Source organism: Rhizobium sp. WSM4643, assembly GCF_025152745.1.
Lineage (GTDB): Bacteria > Pseudomonadota > Alphaproteobacteria > Rhizobiales > Rhizobiaceae > Rhizobium > Rhizobium leguminosarum_I.
Genome location: NZ_CP104041.1, coordinates 473,587 through 489,447 on the forward strand (window position 1 = coordinate 473,587; position 15,861 = coordinate 489,447).

Sequence of the window (15,861 nt, forward strand, 5' to 3'; positions counted from 1 at the left end):
GATGCAGTTCGAATCCTACTGGCACGACACGGCACCAGTCTTTGCCGGCGGCGCAGAAGGCCCTGTCGAAGGACATTATGACGTCGCCGTCATCGGCGCCGGCTTCACCGGGCTTGCCGCGGCGCGCCAGCTTGCTAAAGTCGGCGTCAAGGTCGTCGCGTTGGAGGCCGAACGGGTCGGCTGGGGAGCGTCGGGACGCAATGGCGGCCACCTTAACAATGGGCTCGCCCATAGTTTCCTCTCAGCCAAGTCCACACTCGGCGTGGAGCGGGCCGTTGCCCTCTACAAGGCGTTCGACGATTCCATCGATACGATCGAGGCGATCATTGCCGAAGAGGGAATCGACTGCAATTTCCGCCGCGCCGGCAAGCTGAAGCTCGCTTCCAAGCCGCAGCATTTCGATGCCATTGCCCGCAATTTCGAGGCTGTTCACAGAGAAGTCGATCCGGACACGGCACTTCTGACGGCGAGCGACCTGGAAAACGAGGTCGGCTCGCCTTTCCATGGCGCCATGCTCTCGAAGAAGAGCGCGATGATGCATATGGGCCGTTATGTCGCCGGGCTGGCCGCCGCGGCCGTCCGCCACGGCGCCGTCATCTTCGAAAAGGCAGCCGTGACCGCGCACCGGCAGGGCAATCGTCGCCACAGCCTGACGACGGCACGCGGCACAGTTACCGCGGACCACGTCCTGGTCGCGACCGGCGCCTATACGCCGTCGCTCTTCAGCTATTTTCGCCGCCGGATCGTTTCCGTCGGCAGCTTCCTGATCGCCACCCGCCCGCTGACCGATGCCGAAATCGCCGCTACGATGCCGGGCAACCGCACCTGCGTCACCTCAATGAACATCGGCAACTATTTCCGGCTGTCGCCGGACAAGCGGCTGATCTTCGGCGGTCGTGCCCGGTTTTCCGCCACGTCCGATCAACGATCAGACGCAAGGAGCGGCGACATTCTCCGCGCCAGCCTGGCTGAAATCTTCCCACAGCTTGCCGGCGTCGAGATCGACTATTGCTGGGGCGGCCTCGTCGACATGACCAAGGACCGCTATCCGCGCGCCGGCTATGTCGATGGTGTCTGGTATGCCATGGGCTATTCCGGCCACGGCGCCCAGCTCTCCACCCATCTCGGCATGATCATGGCCGACGCCATCCTCGGCAAGGCCGACCGTAACCCGATCAAGGGTCTCGACTGGCCCGCCGTCCCCGGCCATTTCGGAAAGCCTTGGTTTCTGCCGCTCGTCGGGCTCTATTACAAGACCCTCGATCGCTTCCAGTAACAGGCCGGATCAGTTCTTGCAGCCACTGTTCTAGAGCATGATGCCGAAAAGTGTGAGCGGTTTTCGGACGACATCATACTCTAATTATTTAATTTGGAATAGGATTCAGATTTTGGGCCGAACATGCCTGAAATCATCCTAGCCGACTGACAACGCTATTCAAGCTTACGCTGCGGCATGAGTATGAAACCCAGCGACAGCATCAGCGGTATCCCTGACCATACGATTTCGACACCGGGCGACGCCCAGTCGAATTGATAGAGATAGAAAGCCCCGCCAAGCCGGGCCGCCAGGATGTCCAGGCACGAAATCAATCCCAATCTGGATGCATCGACATAGGAGAACGCGAGGGCCGTTGACGGAATGTTGGCGATCGCCATCGCGGCGCCCGCGACAAACATGACGAAGAAGAGGCCGCTTGCGGAATCTATTGACAAGTGCATGAAAATGATCAGACCCGCGCCAGCCAGGATTGCCGAGACCATCAAACACTCGGAAAATAGACACGGCTGACCCTGCTCATCATATAGCAGACGATGGTGAATGAAACCCACGGCGACGCTCCGAGGAGCGCCAAATAGGTATCGGTGGCCCCGCCATGAGCAGCCCTAAGCGGAACGGAGCAGATGAGCCAGGTCACTTGGCCGTAGATGACGAAAACCGTCACAAGAACCGACAGCAGGCCCTTCCATGACATCGACGGCGATCCGGTGACCTCCGTGGAGGAGGCCCTTTCAGACACCACCGCCGTGGATTTCCCAGCTAGAAAGAAAGCCAGAATCGATAAGAGAACGATCAAAATAACCGAACTGCGAAGAGCGAACAGCTGCGCGGCCATGATCAACGCCAGGGGCGCGATCACGCAGACGGCTCCTGTTGTCGTCGCCCAGTAGGAAAGATACTTTGCCTTTTCCTTGTACATGATCGAAATGATGGAAGGGATAAGCGGTGAGAAAATCCCCGCTCCCAGGCCCATCAGAATCCGCGCTGACAAGAGACCGTAAAAGGCGCCCGAAGCGAACAGCAGAACCGCCCCGGCCAAAAACAGGACAAGCCCCAATCGAAACAGGCTCAGAAGGATATGCGGAGTCCGGGCAAAATACGAAGGAACGATGCCCGCAACCAAGGCGATATTATAGGAATAGGCGAGAAGAATGCTGTCTGCGGCGCTCATCTCGTATCCCCTAGACAAGCTTGCCAATATGATCGGGAAAATAGAGATATCGGCTGTGTAGGCAGATGCGGCCGAGAGCACCGACAGGAAGAGCAGCCTTCCGCCTGACGGCCTCTCCCTCATGTCCGTTTGGACTTTCGTGATTGCTTGGCGTAGCTGCCCTTTTCCCGCTTTGGCCCCACGCGATCGACAATCGTGCTTTTGTACGCCGCCCAGTCATCCTCCCCGAACTCATCGAGGGATTCCACGAAGCCGAAGTCTCTGACGGTCCCAAGGGACAGGAAATCGAAATTTACCGGAAAAACCTGCAGGATCGGCTGGTTTCGCCGATAGATGATCTCGGTGTCGGTCTTCAGGATTTTGATGTTCGTGAAGAGCGGGCCGAACCAGGCGTCCGTCTCGACGATGCCTTCGTACGTGAATGTGTGATTGTTGGGAGTGTGATTGATGGGGGCGCGAACATAAGCGAAAACTCCGGGGGGCGTTTTCAGGACGAGCCCGCTCCACAATTGGAACGAACCGCCCTCCGGCACGGAGGATATGAACGGCGGAGAATATCCTTGCACCTCGGCAGGCGCGGAGGCATTGAAGTGAGCCTTGAATTTTGGAAACTGGAGAGTGTCCGCCTGTATCCAACTGTCGATGCCCGCGCATTTGAATAGAATGACCCTTCCATCCCATACCACGCGGAAGTCTATGGGCGGAAATACGTACCACCCCAGCTGCGATGCCAGCCTGATCGGCTCGCAATATCTGTAGGCTCGAACAGGAAGCGTACCCGAGGCTGAGGAATCCGCAGGGATCGGCTTCACAGCCGACGGGATCATGCGCAAAAATGTTATGCCGACGTCACCGTCGGACTCCGGCTGAACCAAGCTGCGCATGATCTGATTGCAACCCTTACGCTGCTTCGTCCATCAGGGCGACATCAAAAGCAGGGCTCTTGTTCGCGATATGGACTCGGCCGTCATCAACGAAATCGGCAATGTCAAATGCAGGACTTTTATTTGCAATATGCACTTTGCCATCATCGATGAAATCGCCGATGGCAAACATGGGGCTTTTGTTGGCGATGTGAACATTGCCGGCGTCGGCAAAGTCAGCTGCTTTGTACGCAACTCGCTGCTTGGCGAGTGAATCATCATGTTTCATATCACCACCTATAGTAAAGCGACGAGACTGTCGCCTACCGAGGCTAGCATTACAGCCGCGCATGTCAACCTGGCTCAGCAGCGCGGGAGGCTGATATTTGCTTCTGCTGGCGTCTTCTTGCCGAAGCGCTTTCACCAGCGCGTCCCCCAAATCTTAACATGCTGTAGAACAACCTGCCGTCAAAGCAGCGTCAAAGAAATGTTGTTTGGGCACCGCAATTTTGCAGACATCCGCCAAGGCTGCGGAGTACTCAAAATGATGTGTCGGAGTTGCTCCAGCAGGAGCATCGACCGTCGCTCCGATCATCCAGCGCCGGAATGATGTCCCGGCGCTTTTTTGTTTTCTTGTAGTTAGGCGAGCCCACCGATGTGGAAGCTCTTCATTTCCAGATATTCGTCGATGCCGCATTGGGCGCCTTCACGACCGAGGCCGGATTGCTTGACGCCGCCGAAGGGAGCCACCTCAGTCGAGATCGCCCCCGTGTTCAGGCCGAGCATCCCGAATTCGAGCGCTTCGGCGACCCGCCAGGAGCGTTTCAGGCTCTCGGTGTAGAAATAGGCCGCAAGGCCGAAGGGCGTGGCGTTGGCGATGCGGATCGCCTCTTCCTCATTGTCGAAACGGAAAAGCGGGGCAACGGGTCCGAAGGTCTCTTCGCTGGCAAGCTGCATCTCGGTCGTCGCGCCGCCGAGCACCATCGGCACCGCATATTGATCGCCTTCAGGCACGGAACCTGCGGTGGCGAGGATCCGCGCTCCCTTTTCCACCGCATCGTCGACATGACGCTTGATCTTCTCGATCGCCGCTCTGTTGATCATCGGCCCGATATCCGTGCCGGCATCCGTGCCGGCCCCGACCTTCATGGCCGATACGCGCGCGGAAAGTTTGGCGGCAAAGGCCTCGTAGACGCCGGACTGGACGAGAAGCCGGTTGGCGCAGACGCAGGTCTGCCCGCCATTGCGGAATTTCGAGGCGATAGCACCTTCCACGGCAAGATCGAGATCGGCATCGTCGAAGACGATGAAGGGTGCGTTGCCGCCGAGTTCAAGGCTAAGCCGCTTGACGCTGTCGGCCGCGCCGCGCATCAGCAGCGAGCCGACGCGGGTCGAGCCGGTGAAAGAGATCTTGCGGACGGTCTGGTTCGCCATCAGTTCGTCGCCGATGCCGGCCGGCATGCCGGTGACGATGTTGATCACCCCCTTCGGGATGCCGGCGCGCTCCGCCAAGACGCCGAGCGCCAGTGCCGAAAAGGGGGTGAGGTCCGATGGCTTGATAACGACCGTGCAGCCTGCGGCGAGCGCCGGCCCGACCTTGCGGGTGATCATCGCATTCGGAAAATTCCACGGCGTGATGATCGCCGACACGCCAACGGGCTCCTTCAGAACGACGATCCGCCGATCCGCCGTCGGTGAGGGAATGGTCGTCCCGCCGATGCGGCGCGCCTCCTCGGAGAACCATTTGATGAACGAGGCGCCGTAGCGGATTTCGCCGCGCGCTTCCGTCAGCGGCTTGCCCTGCTCACGGGTGAGGATCAGCGCCAGATCCTCGATATTGTCGAGCATCAGATCGTGCCAGGCTTCCAGCAATGCGCCGCGCTCGGCATTGGTCCTGGCGCGCCATGGAGCAAAGGCCTTTTCCGCGACGGCGATTGCCGCCCTCGTATCGGCTCCGTCCATGTCGGGCACAGTGCCCAGCATATGCTGGGTCGCCGGATCGATCACCTCGATCGTGCGCCCGGTTTCAGCCCCGCGCCATTCTCCGTCGATCAGCCCTTGCTGACGAAACAGGCTGCTATCCCTTAGTCCGTTCATTCTGTTCTCCATTGATCAGCCAAGTGCCGAAAGCACCGATGCCGTGATCGCGTCGGTCTTGTCCTTACCGGGAATTGCGCCGATGCCGTTTGCCGTCGTCGCCTCGATTGATGCCATCACCCTTGCGGCGGCAGCCGTTTCTCCCAAATGCTCCAGCATCATCGCGCCCGACCAGATGGCGGCGATCGGATTGGCGATGCCGCGATCAGCGATATCGGGCGCCGAGCCGTGGACCGGTTCGAACATCGATGGCGCCGAGCGATCGGGATTGATATTGGCGGAGGCTGCAAAGCCAAGCCCGCCCTGGATAGCGGCGCCGAGGTCGGTCAGGATATCGCCGAACAGGTTGGAGGCGACCACGACGTCGAGACTATCGGGCGCCATGACCATGCGGGCGGCCATGGCGTCGATATGGTAGCTGGTCACCTCGACATCGGGATATTCGGCTGAAAGCCTCTGGGTGATCTCGTCCCAGAAGACCATCGAATATTTCTGCGCGTTGGACTTCGTCACAGAGGCAAGCTTGCCGCGTCGCGCCCGTGCTTGCTCAAAGCCGAAGCGCAGGATGCGCTCGACTCCCGTGCGGGTGAAAATCGAGGTCTCCACAGCCACTTCATTATCGGTCCCCTGGTGGACGCGGCCACCGGCGCCGGAATATTCGCCTTCGGTATTTTCACGAATGCAGAGGATGTCGAAGCCGTCAGACCGCAACGGTCCCTGCACACCCGGCAGCAGCCGGTGCGGGCGGATATTGGCATATTGCACGAAGGCCTTGCGGATCGGCAGCAAAAGCCCATGCAGCGACACCGAATCCGGCACTTTGCGAGGCCAGCCGACGGCGCCGAGCAGGATGGCATCGAAGGATCGGAGCGTTTCGATGCCATCGGCGGGCATCATGCTGCCGTTCTCCAGATAGTAGTCGCAGGACCAGGGATAGCTGGTTGCATCAAGAGAAAATCCGTTCAGGCCGGCTGCCTTTTCGAGTACGGCCCAGGCTGCAGCCGTCACGTCGGGGCCGATGCCGTCTCCGGGCAGAAGGGCGATCTTGTAGGTTTTCATCGCAGGTCCTCCAGGCTGATGAGCACACTCTTGCTCTTGCGGTTGGCGAGATAGGCGTCGCGGCCGAGATCCTTGCCGATGCCGGACTGCTTGTAGCCCCCGGTCGGCAGGATATGGTCGCGTGAGCGGCCGTAACGGTTGACCCAGACGGTGCCGGCCTGCAGGCGGCGGGTCACGCGGATGGCACGCGAGAGATCGCGAGTGAAGAGGCCGGCGGCAAGCCCATAGGCCGGATGATCGGCGAGGCTCAACGCCTCTTCCTCATCCTCAAAGGTCTGAATGGTCAGCACCGGTCCAAAGATTTCCTCAAGAACCGCCGGCGATGTTGCCGTCACGCCTGATATCAGGGTCGGTGCGTAGAAATAACCTTCGCGGTCGAGCCGGCGGCCACCGGTGAGGCATTCGGCGCCGTCGTCGATGGCTGCGCGGATGATACCGTCCATGCGGGCAATCTGGCGTTCGGAGATGACGGGCGAATAATCGGTTGCCTCATCCCAGGTGGGGCCGGGGCGGATGGCCGCGAGCCTCTTGACGAGTGCGGCTGCGAGCGCGTCCGCCACCTTCGCCTCGACGATCAGGCGGGATCCGCAAACGCAGGCCTGGCCGGCGTTGGAGAGAATGCTGCCGGCGATTGCGCCGGCTGCAAGCTCGAGATCGGCATCGGCGAAGACCAGTTGCGGGCTTTTGCCGCCGAGTTCCAGCGTCATCGGCTTGACGCCGGTGCGGGCGATGTTGGTCATGATTGCCGAGCCGGCCGCAGTCGAGCCCGTGAAGCTGACCTTGGCGATGCCCGGATGTCCGGTGATCGCATTTCCGGTGGTTGGGCCGTCGCCGAGCACGATGTTGACGAGACCGGCCGGCAGGCCGGCTCGCACCGAAAGTTCGGCGAGATAGAGCGTCGAAAACGGCGTCATTTCCGACGGCTTCAGCACCACCGCATTGCCCGCCGCCAGCGCCGGGCCGAGCTTCCAGCCGGCCATGGACAAGGGAAAATTCCAGGGCGTGATGGCGCCGACGACGCCATAGGGTTCGGTCATGATCATGCCGAAGTTCGCGTCGTCGGTTGGGACGAGGTCGCCGCCTTCCTTATCGGCGAATTCGGCAAAGAAGCGGATCTGCTCGGCGGTGACGGCGATGTCGCCGGCGACGAGATGGCCGACGGGCCGTGTCGAGGAGAGCGCTTCGAGCCTGGCGAGGGTTTCCGCCTCTACCTCGATCATGTCCGCCCAGCGCTGCAGCGCCACGGTTCGCTCGCGTGGCCGTACGCCACCCCAGTTGCTCGTCTTCAATGCGGTCCTGGCGGTTTCGACGGCCTGGTCGACAAGGGCCTCGTCGGCCAGCGGGCAGCCTGCATAAGCCTTGCCGTCGGATGGGCGATGCATGTCGATGACGGCCTCGGCCGGAACCAGCCGGCCGCCGATGAAATGTCCGACGGGCAGGGAAATCGTGTTCGGATCGAAGCTGAGTGTCATCGCATGTCCTCGGGATGGGCTGAGGCAAGCCTAACCGGGGAAGGCGAGCAGCATGCATCGACCGGCAGTGCCGCAGCGGCGAAAAATTGCGTTTTCGCCGCCGCCGCAGTCAAATCTACGGCGTCGGCGTTAGGTCACGGTCACGTAGATCTTGCGTACCGTCTCGATCGTCTTCCAGACGCCAACGAAGCCTGGCTTCATGACGAAGCTGTCGCCGGCCTTGTAGACCACCGATTCGCCGCCTTCCGGCGTGATTTCGACCAGGCCGGAAAGGATGTGGCAGAACTCGAACGTCTCGCCCTTGATTGAGCGCGTCTCGCCGGGTGTGGCTTCCCAGACGCCGCTATGAACCGTCTCGCCGCGGGCGATGTCCTGCGCCCAGGTCTTGAAGGCCGGATCGCCCGAGATCAGCCGTTCCGGGAGCGGGCCGGACTCGCGCGGCGCGAAGGTCGGGTTGGTATCGATCGTCTTGAGGAGGGACATGATTTTGCTTTCCTGGGTTGAGAACTCAGTAGCCGCGGCTGCGATCGATCAGCCCGATCGGATCGAGGCCCGCCTGGTGCCGTTTGATGTTGCCGATCACGGCAGCCGCGGCGGTTTCAGCTTGGGTGGCACTCGCAATGTGCGGCGTCAGCAGGATCTTCGGATGGTTCCAGAAGGCGTGGTCCTCAGGCAGCGGTTCCGGCTCGGTGACGTCGACGACGGCGCCGGAGAGATGTCCGGCGTCGAGCGCGTCGACGAGCGCCTGGTGGTCGAGCTGGGCGCCTCGGCCGACATGGACGAGGGCTGCGCCGGCCGGCAGTCCGGCGAAGAGCTCGGCATTCAGGAAGCCGCGCGTCTCATCCGTCAGCGGCAGCAGGCAGACGAGAATGTCGGTGGTAGCAAGCAGAGTATCGAGACCGTCCTGGCCGCTCAGGCATCGGATGCCGTCGATCTCGCGCGGGCTGCGGCTCCAGCCCGAAAGCGGAAAGCCGAAGGGCTGCAGACGTTCGAGCACTGCGCTTCCAAGCATGCCGAGGCCGAGCACGCCGATGCGGCGGTCCGAGGCTTGCCTAGGAGCGATGGTCTGCCAGGTCCGGCGGCGCTGCTGGTCGAGATAGGCCGGCAGGTCGCGATGGAGCGCAAGGACCGCCAGCGTCACATATTCCTGCATCATCCTGATGATGCCGTCCTCGACCATGCGCACGACCTTGACCGATGCAGGCACCGTATCGATACGGAACTGGTCGATGCCGGCGCCGATCGAAAACAGGATTTCGAGATTGCGATAGCGCGCGAGGTCCTCCGGTACGGTCCAGGTGATCAGGTAGCGCACGGCGTCCGGTTCGACCGACTGGGGATCCATGGAGAAGGCAATGTCGGGCAGTTCCCGCGCGAAGGCTTCGGCAAATATGGCGCCGCGCTTCGCATCGGCATTGAAGAGAAAGGTCATTGGATCCGATCCTCGATCATGTCATCAGGCGCAACGGCGGCCGAGTGCCTCGATCATCGCCTGGCAGGCCGAAAGTTCACTGGCGAGGATGAATTCGTCCGGCTTGTGGGCGCGGCCGATGTCGCCCGGTCCGCAGATGATCGCATCGATGCCGGCGCGCTGAAAAAGCCCGGCCTCCGTGCCGTAGCTGACGGCGGCGAGCGGCTCGGCGCCGGTCAGTTCGCCAAGCAGTGCTGCAAGCGGCGCATCGGCGGCCAGCGAAAGCGCCGGATAGGCGCTGAGCTCGCGCCATTCCACCTGAAAGCCGCGCTGCGACAACCCCTCGGCCGCCGTGCGGAGCGGCGCTAGCAACGCGGCGGGATCGACGCCGGAAATGGCCCGCGCTTCGAACTCTGCCTCGCAACTGTCTGGAATGATGTTGACCGCCTGGCCGCCCTTCAGCGTGCCGACCTGAAGCGAGGAGTAGGGCGGTTCGAAGACAGGATCGAACGGGCCGCAGGCGAGCCGTTCGGCTTCGGCGCGGGCGCGAGCCAGAACATCGGTAATGGCATGGATTGCGTTCAGTCCCTGGTCCGGACGCGAGGAGTGGCCGGAGCGGCCCCTGACTGTCAGCCGGGCGGCGGCCTTGCCCTTGTGGGCGCGGATTGCCCGCATGCCGCTCGGCTCACCGATGATCGCGCCAAGCGGAGTGGCGCAGAGCTCGGGCAGGCGGGCGATCATGTGGGGTACGCCGCGGCAGCCCGCCTCCTCGTCATAGGAAAGGGCAAGGTGGACGGGCTGGCGAAGCGGTGTTTCCGCCAGCGCCGGAACGGCCGCAAGAACGGCGGCCAGGAAACCCTTCATGTCGGTAGCGCCGCGACCGTAAAAGCGGTCTGCTTCGGCCCGCAAGCGGAAAGGGTCGCTGGTCCAGCCGCTTTCGGCGGCGGGGACCACGTCCATATGGCCTGAGAGGATATAGCCCGGCGTTTCCTTCGGGCCGATCGTGGCAAAGAGATTCGACCGATCGCCCTCAGGGCCGGGGAGCTCCGTGACGACAGCGCCGTGGCTTTGCAGATAGTGCCGGATCCACGCCACGATCTCGCCGTTCGGCGTGCCGACGACGGAGGGGAAACCAACGAGCCTTTCGAGAATTTCAATTGCCTGCATGGGATTCCTCACAGTGCGGGGATCTTCGAGGTGCCTGCAACTGGGCTGACGGGAGACGGCATTTCCGGGCTCTTAAGGTGAACGGCGACAGCGGCCGATTGGCCTAGCCAATGACTTTAGAGGACGCTCCAGGCTTTATTTGCCGAAAGTGTAGCGGATTTGGTCGATTGTTGTGTTTGCGCCGGCCTCACCAGTGAATTGTATCGAACGATCTGTTCTAGTCTTGGCAGAGAAGTTTCCAGATGCCGGCTTGGCCAGAAAAATGCGGCAGGGGGTGGGAGTGAGTGAACTGACATCCGAATCCAGGTTCGTCGATAGTTTCGAGACACATATCGCCGGGATCGACAGCGTTGCCCTCGACAAGTTGCATGCGCTGTCGATGACCGTCGCCTGGCCGCATCGTGGCGAAGACTGGCAGTTCTTGCGGGAATTCGGCCAGGGTATCGTGGCGATCGATGAAATCGGCCGCATCCTGGGCTCTGCGATGTGGTTTCCCTACGATGCCCAATTTGCCACGATCGGTATGGTCATCACCTCGCCGCGTCTTCAAACCAATGGCGCCGGGCAATGGCTCATGGGCCACGCGCTGGAGCAGGTCGCCGGGCGGAACCTCGGGCTGAATGCGACGCGCGCAGCGCGACGTCTCTATCGTTCCCTGAACTTTGTTCGCGAGGCGCTCGTCTTTCAATGCCAGGGAGAAGCGATATCGCCGCCGGGTGTGGAGCTGCCGCCCGGTGCCGCAATACGGGCAGTTGAGGCCAGCGATCTGGAAGCGATCGCCGAACTGGATTGCGTGGCCTTCGGCACCGATCGTAAGCTGCTCTTGGCCAGGCTGATGGCAAACTCCAAAGGCATCGTATTGACCCGCGCCGGCCGGATCGAGGCTTTCTCGCTTTGCCGGCGGTTCGGGCGTGGCCATGTCATCGGTCCCATTGTTGCGTGCAGTGACGCGGACGCGATCGCCGTCGTCCGCCCGCATGCGGCCGAGCATGCAGGGGCGTTCCTGCGCCTCGACACACGCGAGCAGGGCGGGACCTTTTCCGATTTCCTCTCCCGCTGCGGTCTTCCTGTCCACGATATCGTGACGACCATGTCGCTCGGCGGCCCCTGGCTCCCGGTTCCGGGACACGAGCCGAGGACCTATGCGCTCGTCAGCCAGGCACTCGGTTGACGCAGGCCGGATAGGCGCCGATGCAACCGGCATTCGCCATGCATCAAGCGTAGGGACAGACGTGGAGGCAGGTCAAAACCTGCTGACGTTCGAATTCCGGTCGGAGCGAGTGGTATTCTCAGAACCCTACCGGGCTCTCCCAGCGGTACATGGTCTCGAGCGAGAACACTGAGGCATCGATCGGCAACACAGAATGCTACGCATACCACTGCGACCAGATATTTCTTACAGGTCTCCCGTCCAGGGTCATCGCTCGTCTCCTCATCATCGGCTAACCCTCGAACATCCTTGCGGCAAAGGAGCCAACGCCTTGGCGAAATCGGATTTCGACGTCGGTTACGATCGCATCCATGGGGATGTCGTGGTCCTGAGGACGGATGGTGTCGATCTCCTGGAAGTCGAAACCGACGCCGATCGCGAAAGGCCGGGGATGGAGAGAGGCCAGCGTTCGATCGAAATAGCCGCCTCCGAATCCGAGCCGGTAATATTGCGCATCGAATCCGACGACCGGCGCGACGACGATATCGGGCAGGCGCTCTTCGCCGCGAAGTGGAACCGGGATGTTCAGGATGCCGCGTGTCAGTTCCTCGCCGACGCTCCACGAGCGGAAGCTGAGGGGTGTCCTTTTTTCCGTCACCACTGGCAACAGGCAGGTGGCGCCGCAAGCTGCCGCCGACTGCATCCAGCCGCGAAGGTCCGGCTCACCCAGAAACGGCCAGTACAGGCTGACGTTGCGGCCGGCGATCTTCGGCAAAAGCCGATCCAGATGATGGCGGATCAGAGATGTTCGCTGCTCCCGCTCATTCGCGCCGAGCAGCGTCCGGCGCTCTATCAGACGACGGCGTTCAGCCTTCCGCCACTCCCGGACAGCTTCCGGGTGCGACTCAAGCCCCATGTAAACCGGATCGACCTCGTGCATGAAGCAGGCCGGTGAGGCGTAGCCATCGGCACTGATTTTCCTGACATCGTCACTCATGGAGCGTTTCTTTTCTGTTCGTCGTCCTCATTTCATATTCAAATAGAGAATAACAGCGCGATACCATTCTTCAATAGAGATCGGTGTTCGCGTGACCTGAAATCTCTTTTGTCAGTGGGAAGGGCTTCAGGCGCCGAAATCCAAGAGGGTTGCTTTCCCCGCACCCAAACCTCCGGCTTCTACTCAAGGCATCTTGAAATTATATCGTAATACGATATATTATCAACATGCACCGATTGTTGAGGAGCGAACTTCATGGAAAACCGACTGCATCCCGCGTTGCGCCGCCTCGCGCCCTTTCCTCGTGATGAGGCGTTCGAAAAGCTGCGGCAAAGAGTCCGCACCTTGCTCGATAATGGGGAAGCAAGTCGTTGGGAGCTTTTGCGCGCGGAGTGGCTGTACGATGTGGCGTTGCTGACGAATGACTTTCGTCTCTGGATGCAGCATCTCGATAAGGGCTTCGGCACCGCCAACAAGGCTGCATTATCCCCTGGAAGTGGGATGGCTCAGCTAATTGAACGCAGCCCGAGATAGGCCGCCAAACTGACGGCGGAGAGGGCAATCGTCAGCCTGGGTCTCGCATCGTCGAACATCGCCGCCAGCGAAAGGCCGAGCATCAGGATGGCAGATTTTGCCCAGAGATTCTGATCGGAGACGGTAAAAGCGATTGCCGCCAGAAAGACGGCGCTTGCGACGATGGTCACTGGGGCGGATTTCTCGGCGAGATCGCCATCTGAGAAATACGGCAGCAGAAAACGGCGCATGCTCAAGCCTGAAGCGACGCTCAGAAGAAGACAGGTCAAGACAAGGTGCAACATGTGGTCGTCGCCGATCGATCTGCAGATCGTTCGGCAGATGCAAACCGCATGCCAGCCTCAAACCCGCAAATCCTCATCCGACGGAGACAATGTCGCCGCCTGCGTGGCTATTTGCTCGGCGTCGCGATCCTTTTTTCGGCAGTCGCTTGCCTGTCCCGGTCCGCGGATGGCGTTTTTCGTTCAACGCCGAAACCGGCTTGAGTTGGCATGATGATTTTTATATAGAGAATTATCAATCGTCTTAATTTCGAAAACGAGATCTTTTCATTGGACCTTTCGTCGATCGAGATATTCCTCGCCGTTGCCAGCGACCGCAGCGTGACCAAGGCTGCCAAGGCTGTAGGGCGGGTGCCGTCGAATGTGACGACGCGCATCCAGCAATTGGAGGAGGACCTCGGCGTTTCCCTCTTCAGCCGTGACGGCAAGAAGATGACGTTGACACGGGAGGGCGAGACGTTTCTTGCCTATGCCAACCGGCTTATGGCGCTTGCGCTCGAAGCGCGCCAGGCCGTGCGGCCTCTCGCCCCATCGGGAATATTGCGGGTCGGCACCATGGAAAGCACGGCGGCAAGCAGACTGCCGTCGGCGCTGACGCAATTCAATCAGATGTGGCCTGATGTGTCACTTCATCTGACAATGGGGGCCTCCCGCGATCTTGCCTGCGACGTTCTCTCCGATGTGCTGGATTGCGCGCTGATTGCCCGCCCACCCAAGACGATGCGCGAGGAGGATTCAGGTTTCGATGCCGAACTCAAGGCGCTGGAGATGGAGCCGATCTTCGTCGAAGAGCTGTTGATTGTGTTGCCATCCGGGCATCCCTCCATCAAATCCGCCGCAGACCTGCGTGTCGGATCACTCGCCGCTCTAGAGCCCGGCTGCACCTATCGCAGGATCGCCGAAAACTGGGCGCGCAAATCGAGCGCGCTGCCGACGAGCGAGCTCGGTTCCTACCACGCGATCCTGGCGAGCGTTGCGACCGGGAATACGGCGGGTGTCATGCCGCGATCCGTCCTTGACCTCATGCACTGGCCGACGCCTGTCCAGACCTATCAATTGGGGCTCGTTGAGACGCTGCTCGTCTATCGCAGGAATGATCGCCCCAGCGCGTTCAACGCATTCCACGAAGTCCTCAGCGCGACCAAAGGCAGAGGTCCCCGGTTGACAACAAACTAGTCCGCACGCCTTTCTCCTTCGCCGCCAGATAATCCTCGCTTAAAATTGGTCTTGTCATGCAGTATCCCGTTTCCCCAAAGCTGGGACCGAGCCGCTTCCGCCGCTTCCGTTTGTTCTCACCTATTCTGGCCGGTGCGACCTTACGAGAGCGATTGATTGCATGTCTCGGCGCTTTGCTGGCCATCGGTTTCACCGGCGTCATCAGCGGCTATCTGTTCGGACAGGGACCGCATCTTCCCTTGATCGTCGCGCCGATGGGGGCGTCCGCGGTGCTTCTTTTCGCGGTGCCGGCAAGCCCGTTGGCGCAGCCATGGTCGATCATCGGCGGCAATACGATTTCCGCTCTGATGGGAATCATTGCCGCCTATTTCATTCGTGATCCGATCGTCGCGACCGGTGTCGGCGTTTCGCTTGCCATCGGCGCGATGTCCTTCACGCGGTGCCTTCATCCACCAGGAGGAGCCGCCGCACTGACCGCCGTACTCGGCGGCCCTGTCGTTGCCGGCTGGGGGCTCCTCTTTCCCTTCGTGCCCGTCGCTTTGAACTCCTGCATTCTCGTCGGTCTTGGCCTGCTGTTCCACAGGCTGTCCAAGCGGAATTATCCGCACGTCGTTCCAAAGCCGGCGGAGAACACCCATCAGACGATCGACCCGCCATCCTCGGTGCGTGTGGGTTTCCGCGAGGAAGATGTCGATGCGGCCCTCGAAGCGCTTGACGAAACTTTCGATATCGACCGGGCAGACCTCGGCCGGCTACTGCAGCAGGTCGAGTTGCAAGCGGCCATCCGCTCAAACGGCAAGATCAGCTGTGCCGATATCATGTCGCGCGACGTGATCGCCATTGGGGAGGCTTCGGAACCGGATGCCGCTCGGCACCTTCTGCTCAAGCATAATATCCGTACACTGCCGGTGAAGGATCCAGAGGGCCGTCTCGTCGGCGCTGTCGGTTTACGGGAGTTGTCGATGAGCACTGAGACCATCGCCCATGCGATCTCGAGGCCGGCGGTGGCTAGACCGTTGGATCCTGCTCTGTCGCTATTGCCCGTTCTGACGGACGGGCGCACGCATGCCGTTATCATTGTCGATGGCGATTACCGCATTCTTGGCCTGATATCGCAAACGGATCTCCTGAGCGCAGTGGCGCGGCTGCTGCCAAAGGAGGACAATGCTATTGCGGCGGTGGCCTGAGGCGTGGACGTGGAGCT

At 61.0% G+C, this 15,861-nt stretch carries 17 protein-coding genes; 5 read left to right on the forward strand and 12 right to left on the reverse strand.

Going from position 1 to position 15,861, the window contains the following annotated elements; genetic code table 11:
- Position 1: 1 nt before the first annotated feature.
- A complete protein-coding gene (locus N1937_RS26095; RefSeq protein ID WP_260059325.1) occupies positions 2-1,276 on the forward strand; it encodes an NAD(P)/FAD-dependent oxidoreductase in 1,275 nt (424 codons plus the stop codon).
- Between the two features lie 155 nt (positions 1,277-1,431).
- Here the strand turns inward: N1937_RS26095 and N1937_RS26100 are convergent, their stop codons facing one another.
- From N1937_RS26100 to argE, 10 genes are all read right to left on the reverse strand, one after another.
- On the reverse strand, positions 1,432-1,761 hold the full coding sequence (locus tag N1937_RS26100; protein WP_260059326.1) for a hypothetical protein: 330 nt from the start codon (positions 1,759-1,761) through the stop codon (positions 1,432-1,434).
- A complete protein-coding gene (locus N1937_RS26105) occupies positions 1,761-2,450 on the reverse strand; it encodes a hypothetical protein (protein ID WP_260059328.1) in 690 nt (229 codons plus the stop codon). Before N1937_RS26105 ends, N1937_RS26100 begins: the two co-directional genes overlap by 1 nt.
- Before the next feature lie 119 nt (positions 2,451-2,569).
- On the reverse strand, positions 2,570-3,334 hold the full coding sequence (locus N1937_RS26110) for a DUF6065 family protein (RefSeq protein WP_260059330.1): 765 nt from the start codon (positions 3,332-3,334) through the stop codon (positions 2,570-2,572).
- A 16-nt stretch (positions 3,335-3,350) separates the two neighbouring features.
- On the reverse strand, positions 3,351-3,602 hold the full coding sequence (locus N1937_RS26115) for a hypothetical protein (RefSeq protein WP_170279615.1): 252 nt from the start codon (positions 3,600-3,602) through the stop codon (positions 3,351-3,353).
- Positions 3,603-3,952: 350 nt separating this feature from the next.
- Positions 3,953-5,410 (reverse strand): NAD-dependent succinate-semialdehyde dehydrogenase, encoded by a 1,458-nt coding sequence (locus tag N1937_RS26120; protein ID WP_260059331.1) that lies wholly within the window; start codon positions 5,408-5,410, stop codon positions 3,953-3,955.
- A 15-nt stretch (positions 5,411-5,425) separates the two neighbouring features.
- Positions 5,426-6,469: a tartrate dehydrogenase gene (locus N1937_RS26125; RefSeq protein WP_260059332.1), complete on the reverse strand. Its 1,044-nt coding sequence runs from the start codon at positions 6,467-6,469 to the stop codon at positions 5,426-5,428.
- Positions 6,466-7,941: an aldehyde dehydrogenase family protein gene (locus N1937_RS26130; protein ID WP_260059333.1), complete on the reverse strand. Its 1,476-nt coding sequence runs from the start codon at positions 7,939-7,941 to the stop codon at positions 6,466-6,468. Before N1937_RS26130 ends, N1937_RS26125 begins: the two co-directional genes overlap by 4 nt.
- A gap of 129 nt (positions 7,942-8,070) precedes the next feature.
- On the reverse strand, positions 8,071-8,424 hold the full coding sequence (locus N1937_RS26135; RefSeq protein WP_260059334.1) for a cupin domain-containing protein: 354 nt from the start codon (positions 8,422-8,424) through the stop codon (positions 8,071-8,073).
- 25 nt (positions 8,425-8,449) lie between these two features.
- Entirely contained in the window at positions 8,450-9,373 is a 924-nt protein-coding gene (locus N1937_RS26140) for a 2-hydroxyacid dehydrogenase (RefSeq protein WP_260059335.1), read from the reverse strand.
- Positions 9,374-9,397: 24 nt separating this feature from the next.
- Positions 9,398-10,519 (reverse strand): acetylornithine deacetylase, encoded by a 1,122-nt coding sequence (gene argE, locus N1937_RS26145; RefSeq protein WP_260059336.1) that lies wholly within the window; start codon positions 10,517-10,519, stop codon positions 9,398-9,400.
- A gap of 262 nt (positions 10,520-10,781) precedes the next feature.
- Between argE and N1937_RS26150 the strand changes: the two genes are divergently transcribed.
- Positions 10,782-11,690, forward strand: coding sequence for a GNAT family N-acetyltransferase (locus N1937_RS26150; RefSeq protein WP_260059711.1), 909 nt, complete (start codon positions 10,782-10,784; stop codon positions 11,688-11,690).
- Between the two features lie 271 nt (positions 11,691-11,961).
- Here N1937_RS26150 and N1937_RS26155 read toward each other — a convergent pair whose 3' ends face one another.
- Entirely contained in the window at positions 11,962-12,666 is a 705-nt protein-coding gene (locus tag N1937_RS26155; RefSeq protein ID WP_260059337.1) for a 5-formyltetrahydrofolate cyclo-ligase, read from the reverse strand.
- Positions 12,667-12,921: 255 nt separating this feature from the next.
- Between N1937_RS26155 and N1937_RS26160 the strand changes: the two genes are divergently transcribed.
- Positions 12,922-13,200, forward strand: a complete 279-nt coding sequence (locus N1937_RS26160) for a hypothetical protein (protein WP_260059338.1) — start codon at positions 12,922-12,924, stop codon at positions 13,198-13,200.
- On the opposite strand, the gene N1937_RS26165 is transcribed toward N1937_RS26160, so the two are convergent.
- The gene (locus N1937_RS26165; RefSeq protein WP_170275984.1) at positions 13,173-13,484 is read right to left on the reverse strand and encodes a hypothetical protein; all 312 of its coding nucleotides are present in this window, start codon (positions 13,482-13,484) and stop codon (positions 13,173-13,175) included. The two genes, N1937_RS26160 and N1937_RS26165, sit on opposite strands and share 28 nt — an antisense overlap.
- 267 nt (positions 13,485-13,751) lie before the next feature.
- Here N1937_RS26165 and N1937_RS26170 point away from each other — a divergent pair, with 267 nt between their 5' ends.
- The gene (locus N1937_RS26170; RefSeq protein ID WP_260059339.1) at positions 13,752-14,657 is read left to right on the forward strand and encodes a LysR family transcriptional regulator; all 906 of its coding nucleotides are present in this window, start codon (positions 13,752-13,754) and stop codon (positions 14,655-14,657) included.
- A gap of 56 nt (positions 14,658-14,713) precedes the next feature.
- Positions 14,714-15,844 carry an HPP family protein gene (locus N1937_RS26175; RefSeq protein ID WP_260059341.1) on the forward strand — a complete coding sequence of 377 codons (1,131 nt, stop codon included), beginning with the start codon at positions 14,714-14,716 and terminating at the stop codon, positions 15,842-15,844.
- The last annotated feature ends 17 nt before the right edge of the window (positions 15,845-15,861 follow it).

What these genes read in the sequence shown, in the direction of transcription:
- N1937_RS26095 (WP_260059325.1), top strand. Translation starts at nt 2, where the DNA reads ATGCAGTTCGAATCCTACTGGCACGACACGGCACCAGTCTTTGCCGGC.
- N1937_RS26100 (WP_260059326.1), bottom strand. Translation starts at nt 1,761, where the DNA reads ATGGTCTCGGCAATCCTGGCTGGCGCGGGTCTGATCATTTTCATGCAC.
- N1937_RS26105 (WP_260059328.1), bottom strand. Translation starts at nt 2,450, where the DNA reads ATGAGCGCCGCAGACAGCATTCTTCTCGCCTATTCCTATAATATCGCC.
- N1937_RS26110 (WP_260059330.1), bottom strand. Translation starts at nt 3,334, where the DNA reads ATGCGCAGCTTGGTTCAGCCGGAGTCCGACGGTGACGTCGGCATAACA.
- N1937_RS26115 (WP_170279615.1), bottom strand. Translation starts at nt 3,602, where the DNA reads ATGAAACATGATGATTCACTCGCCAAGCAGCGAGTTGCGTACAAAGCA.
- N1937_RS26120 (WP_260059331.1), bottom strand. Translation starts at nt 5,410, where the DNA reads ATGAACGGACTAAGGGATAGCAGCCTGTTTCGTCAGCAAGGGCTGATC.
- N1937_RS26125 (WP_260059332.1), bottom strand. Translation starts at nt 6,469, where the DNA reads ATGAAAACCTACAAGATCGCCCTTCTGCCCGGAGACGGCATCGGCCCC.
- N1937_RS26130 (WP_260059333.1), bottom strand. Translation starts at nt 7,941, where the DNA reads ATGACACTCAGCTTCGATCCGAACACGATTTCCCTGCCCGTCGGACAT.
- N1937_RS26135 (WP_260059334.1), bottom strand. Translation starts at nt 8,424, where the DNA reads ATGTCCCTCCTCAAGACGATCGATACCAACCCGACCTTCGCGCCGCGC.
- N1937_RS26140 (WP_260059335.1), bottom strand. Translation starts at nt 9,373, where the DNA reads ATGACCTTTCTCTTCAATGCCGATGCGAAGCGCGGCGCCATATTTGCC.
- argE (WP_260059336.1), bottom strand. Translation starts at nt 10,519, where the DNA reads ATGCAGGCAATTGAAATTCTCGAAAGGCTCGTTGGTTTCCCCTCCGTC.
- N1937_RS26150 (WP_260059711.1), top strand. Translation starts at nt 10,782, where the DNA reads ATGCGGCAGGGGGTGGGAGTGAGTGAACTGACATCCGAATCCAGGTTC.
- N1937_RS26155 (WP_260059337.1), bottom strand. Translation starts at nt 12,666, where the DNA reads ATGAGTGACGATGTCAGGAAAATCAGTGCCGATGGCTACGCCTCACCG.
- N1937_RS26160 (WP_260059338.1), top strand. Translation starts at nt 12,922, where the DNA reads ATGGAAAACCGACTGCATCCCGCGTTGCGCCGCCTCGCGCCCTTTCCT.
- N1937_RS26165 (WP_170275984.1), bottom strand. Translation starts at nt 13,484, where the DNA reads ATGTTGCACCTTGTCTTGACCTGTCTTCTTCTGAGCGTCGCTTCAGGC.
- N1937_RS26175 (WP_260059341.1), top strand. Translation starts at nt 14,714, where the DNA reads ATGCAGTATCCCGTTTCCCCAAAGCTGGGACCGAGCCGCTTCCGCCGC.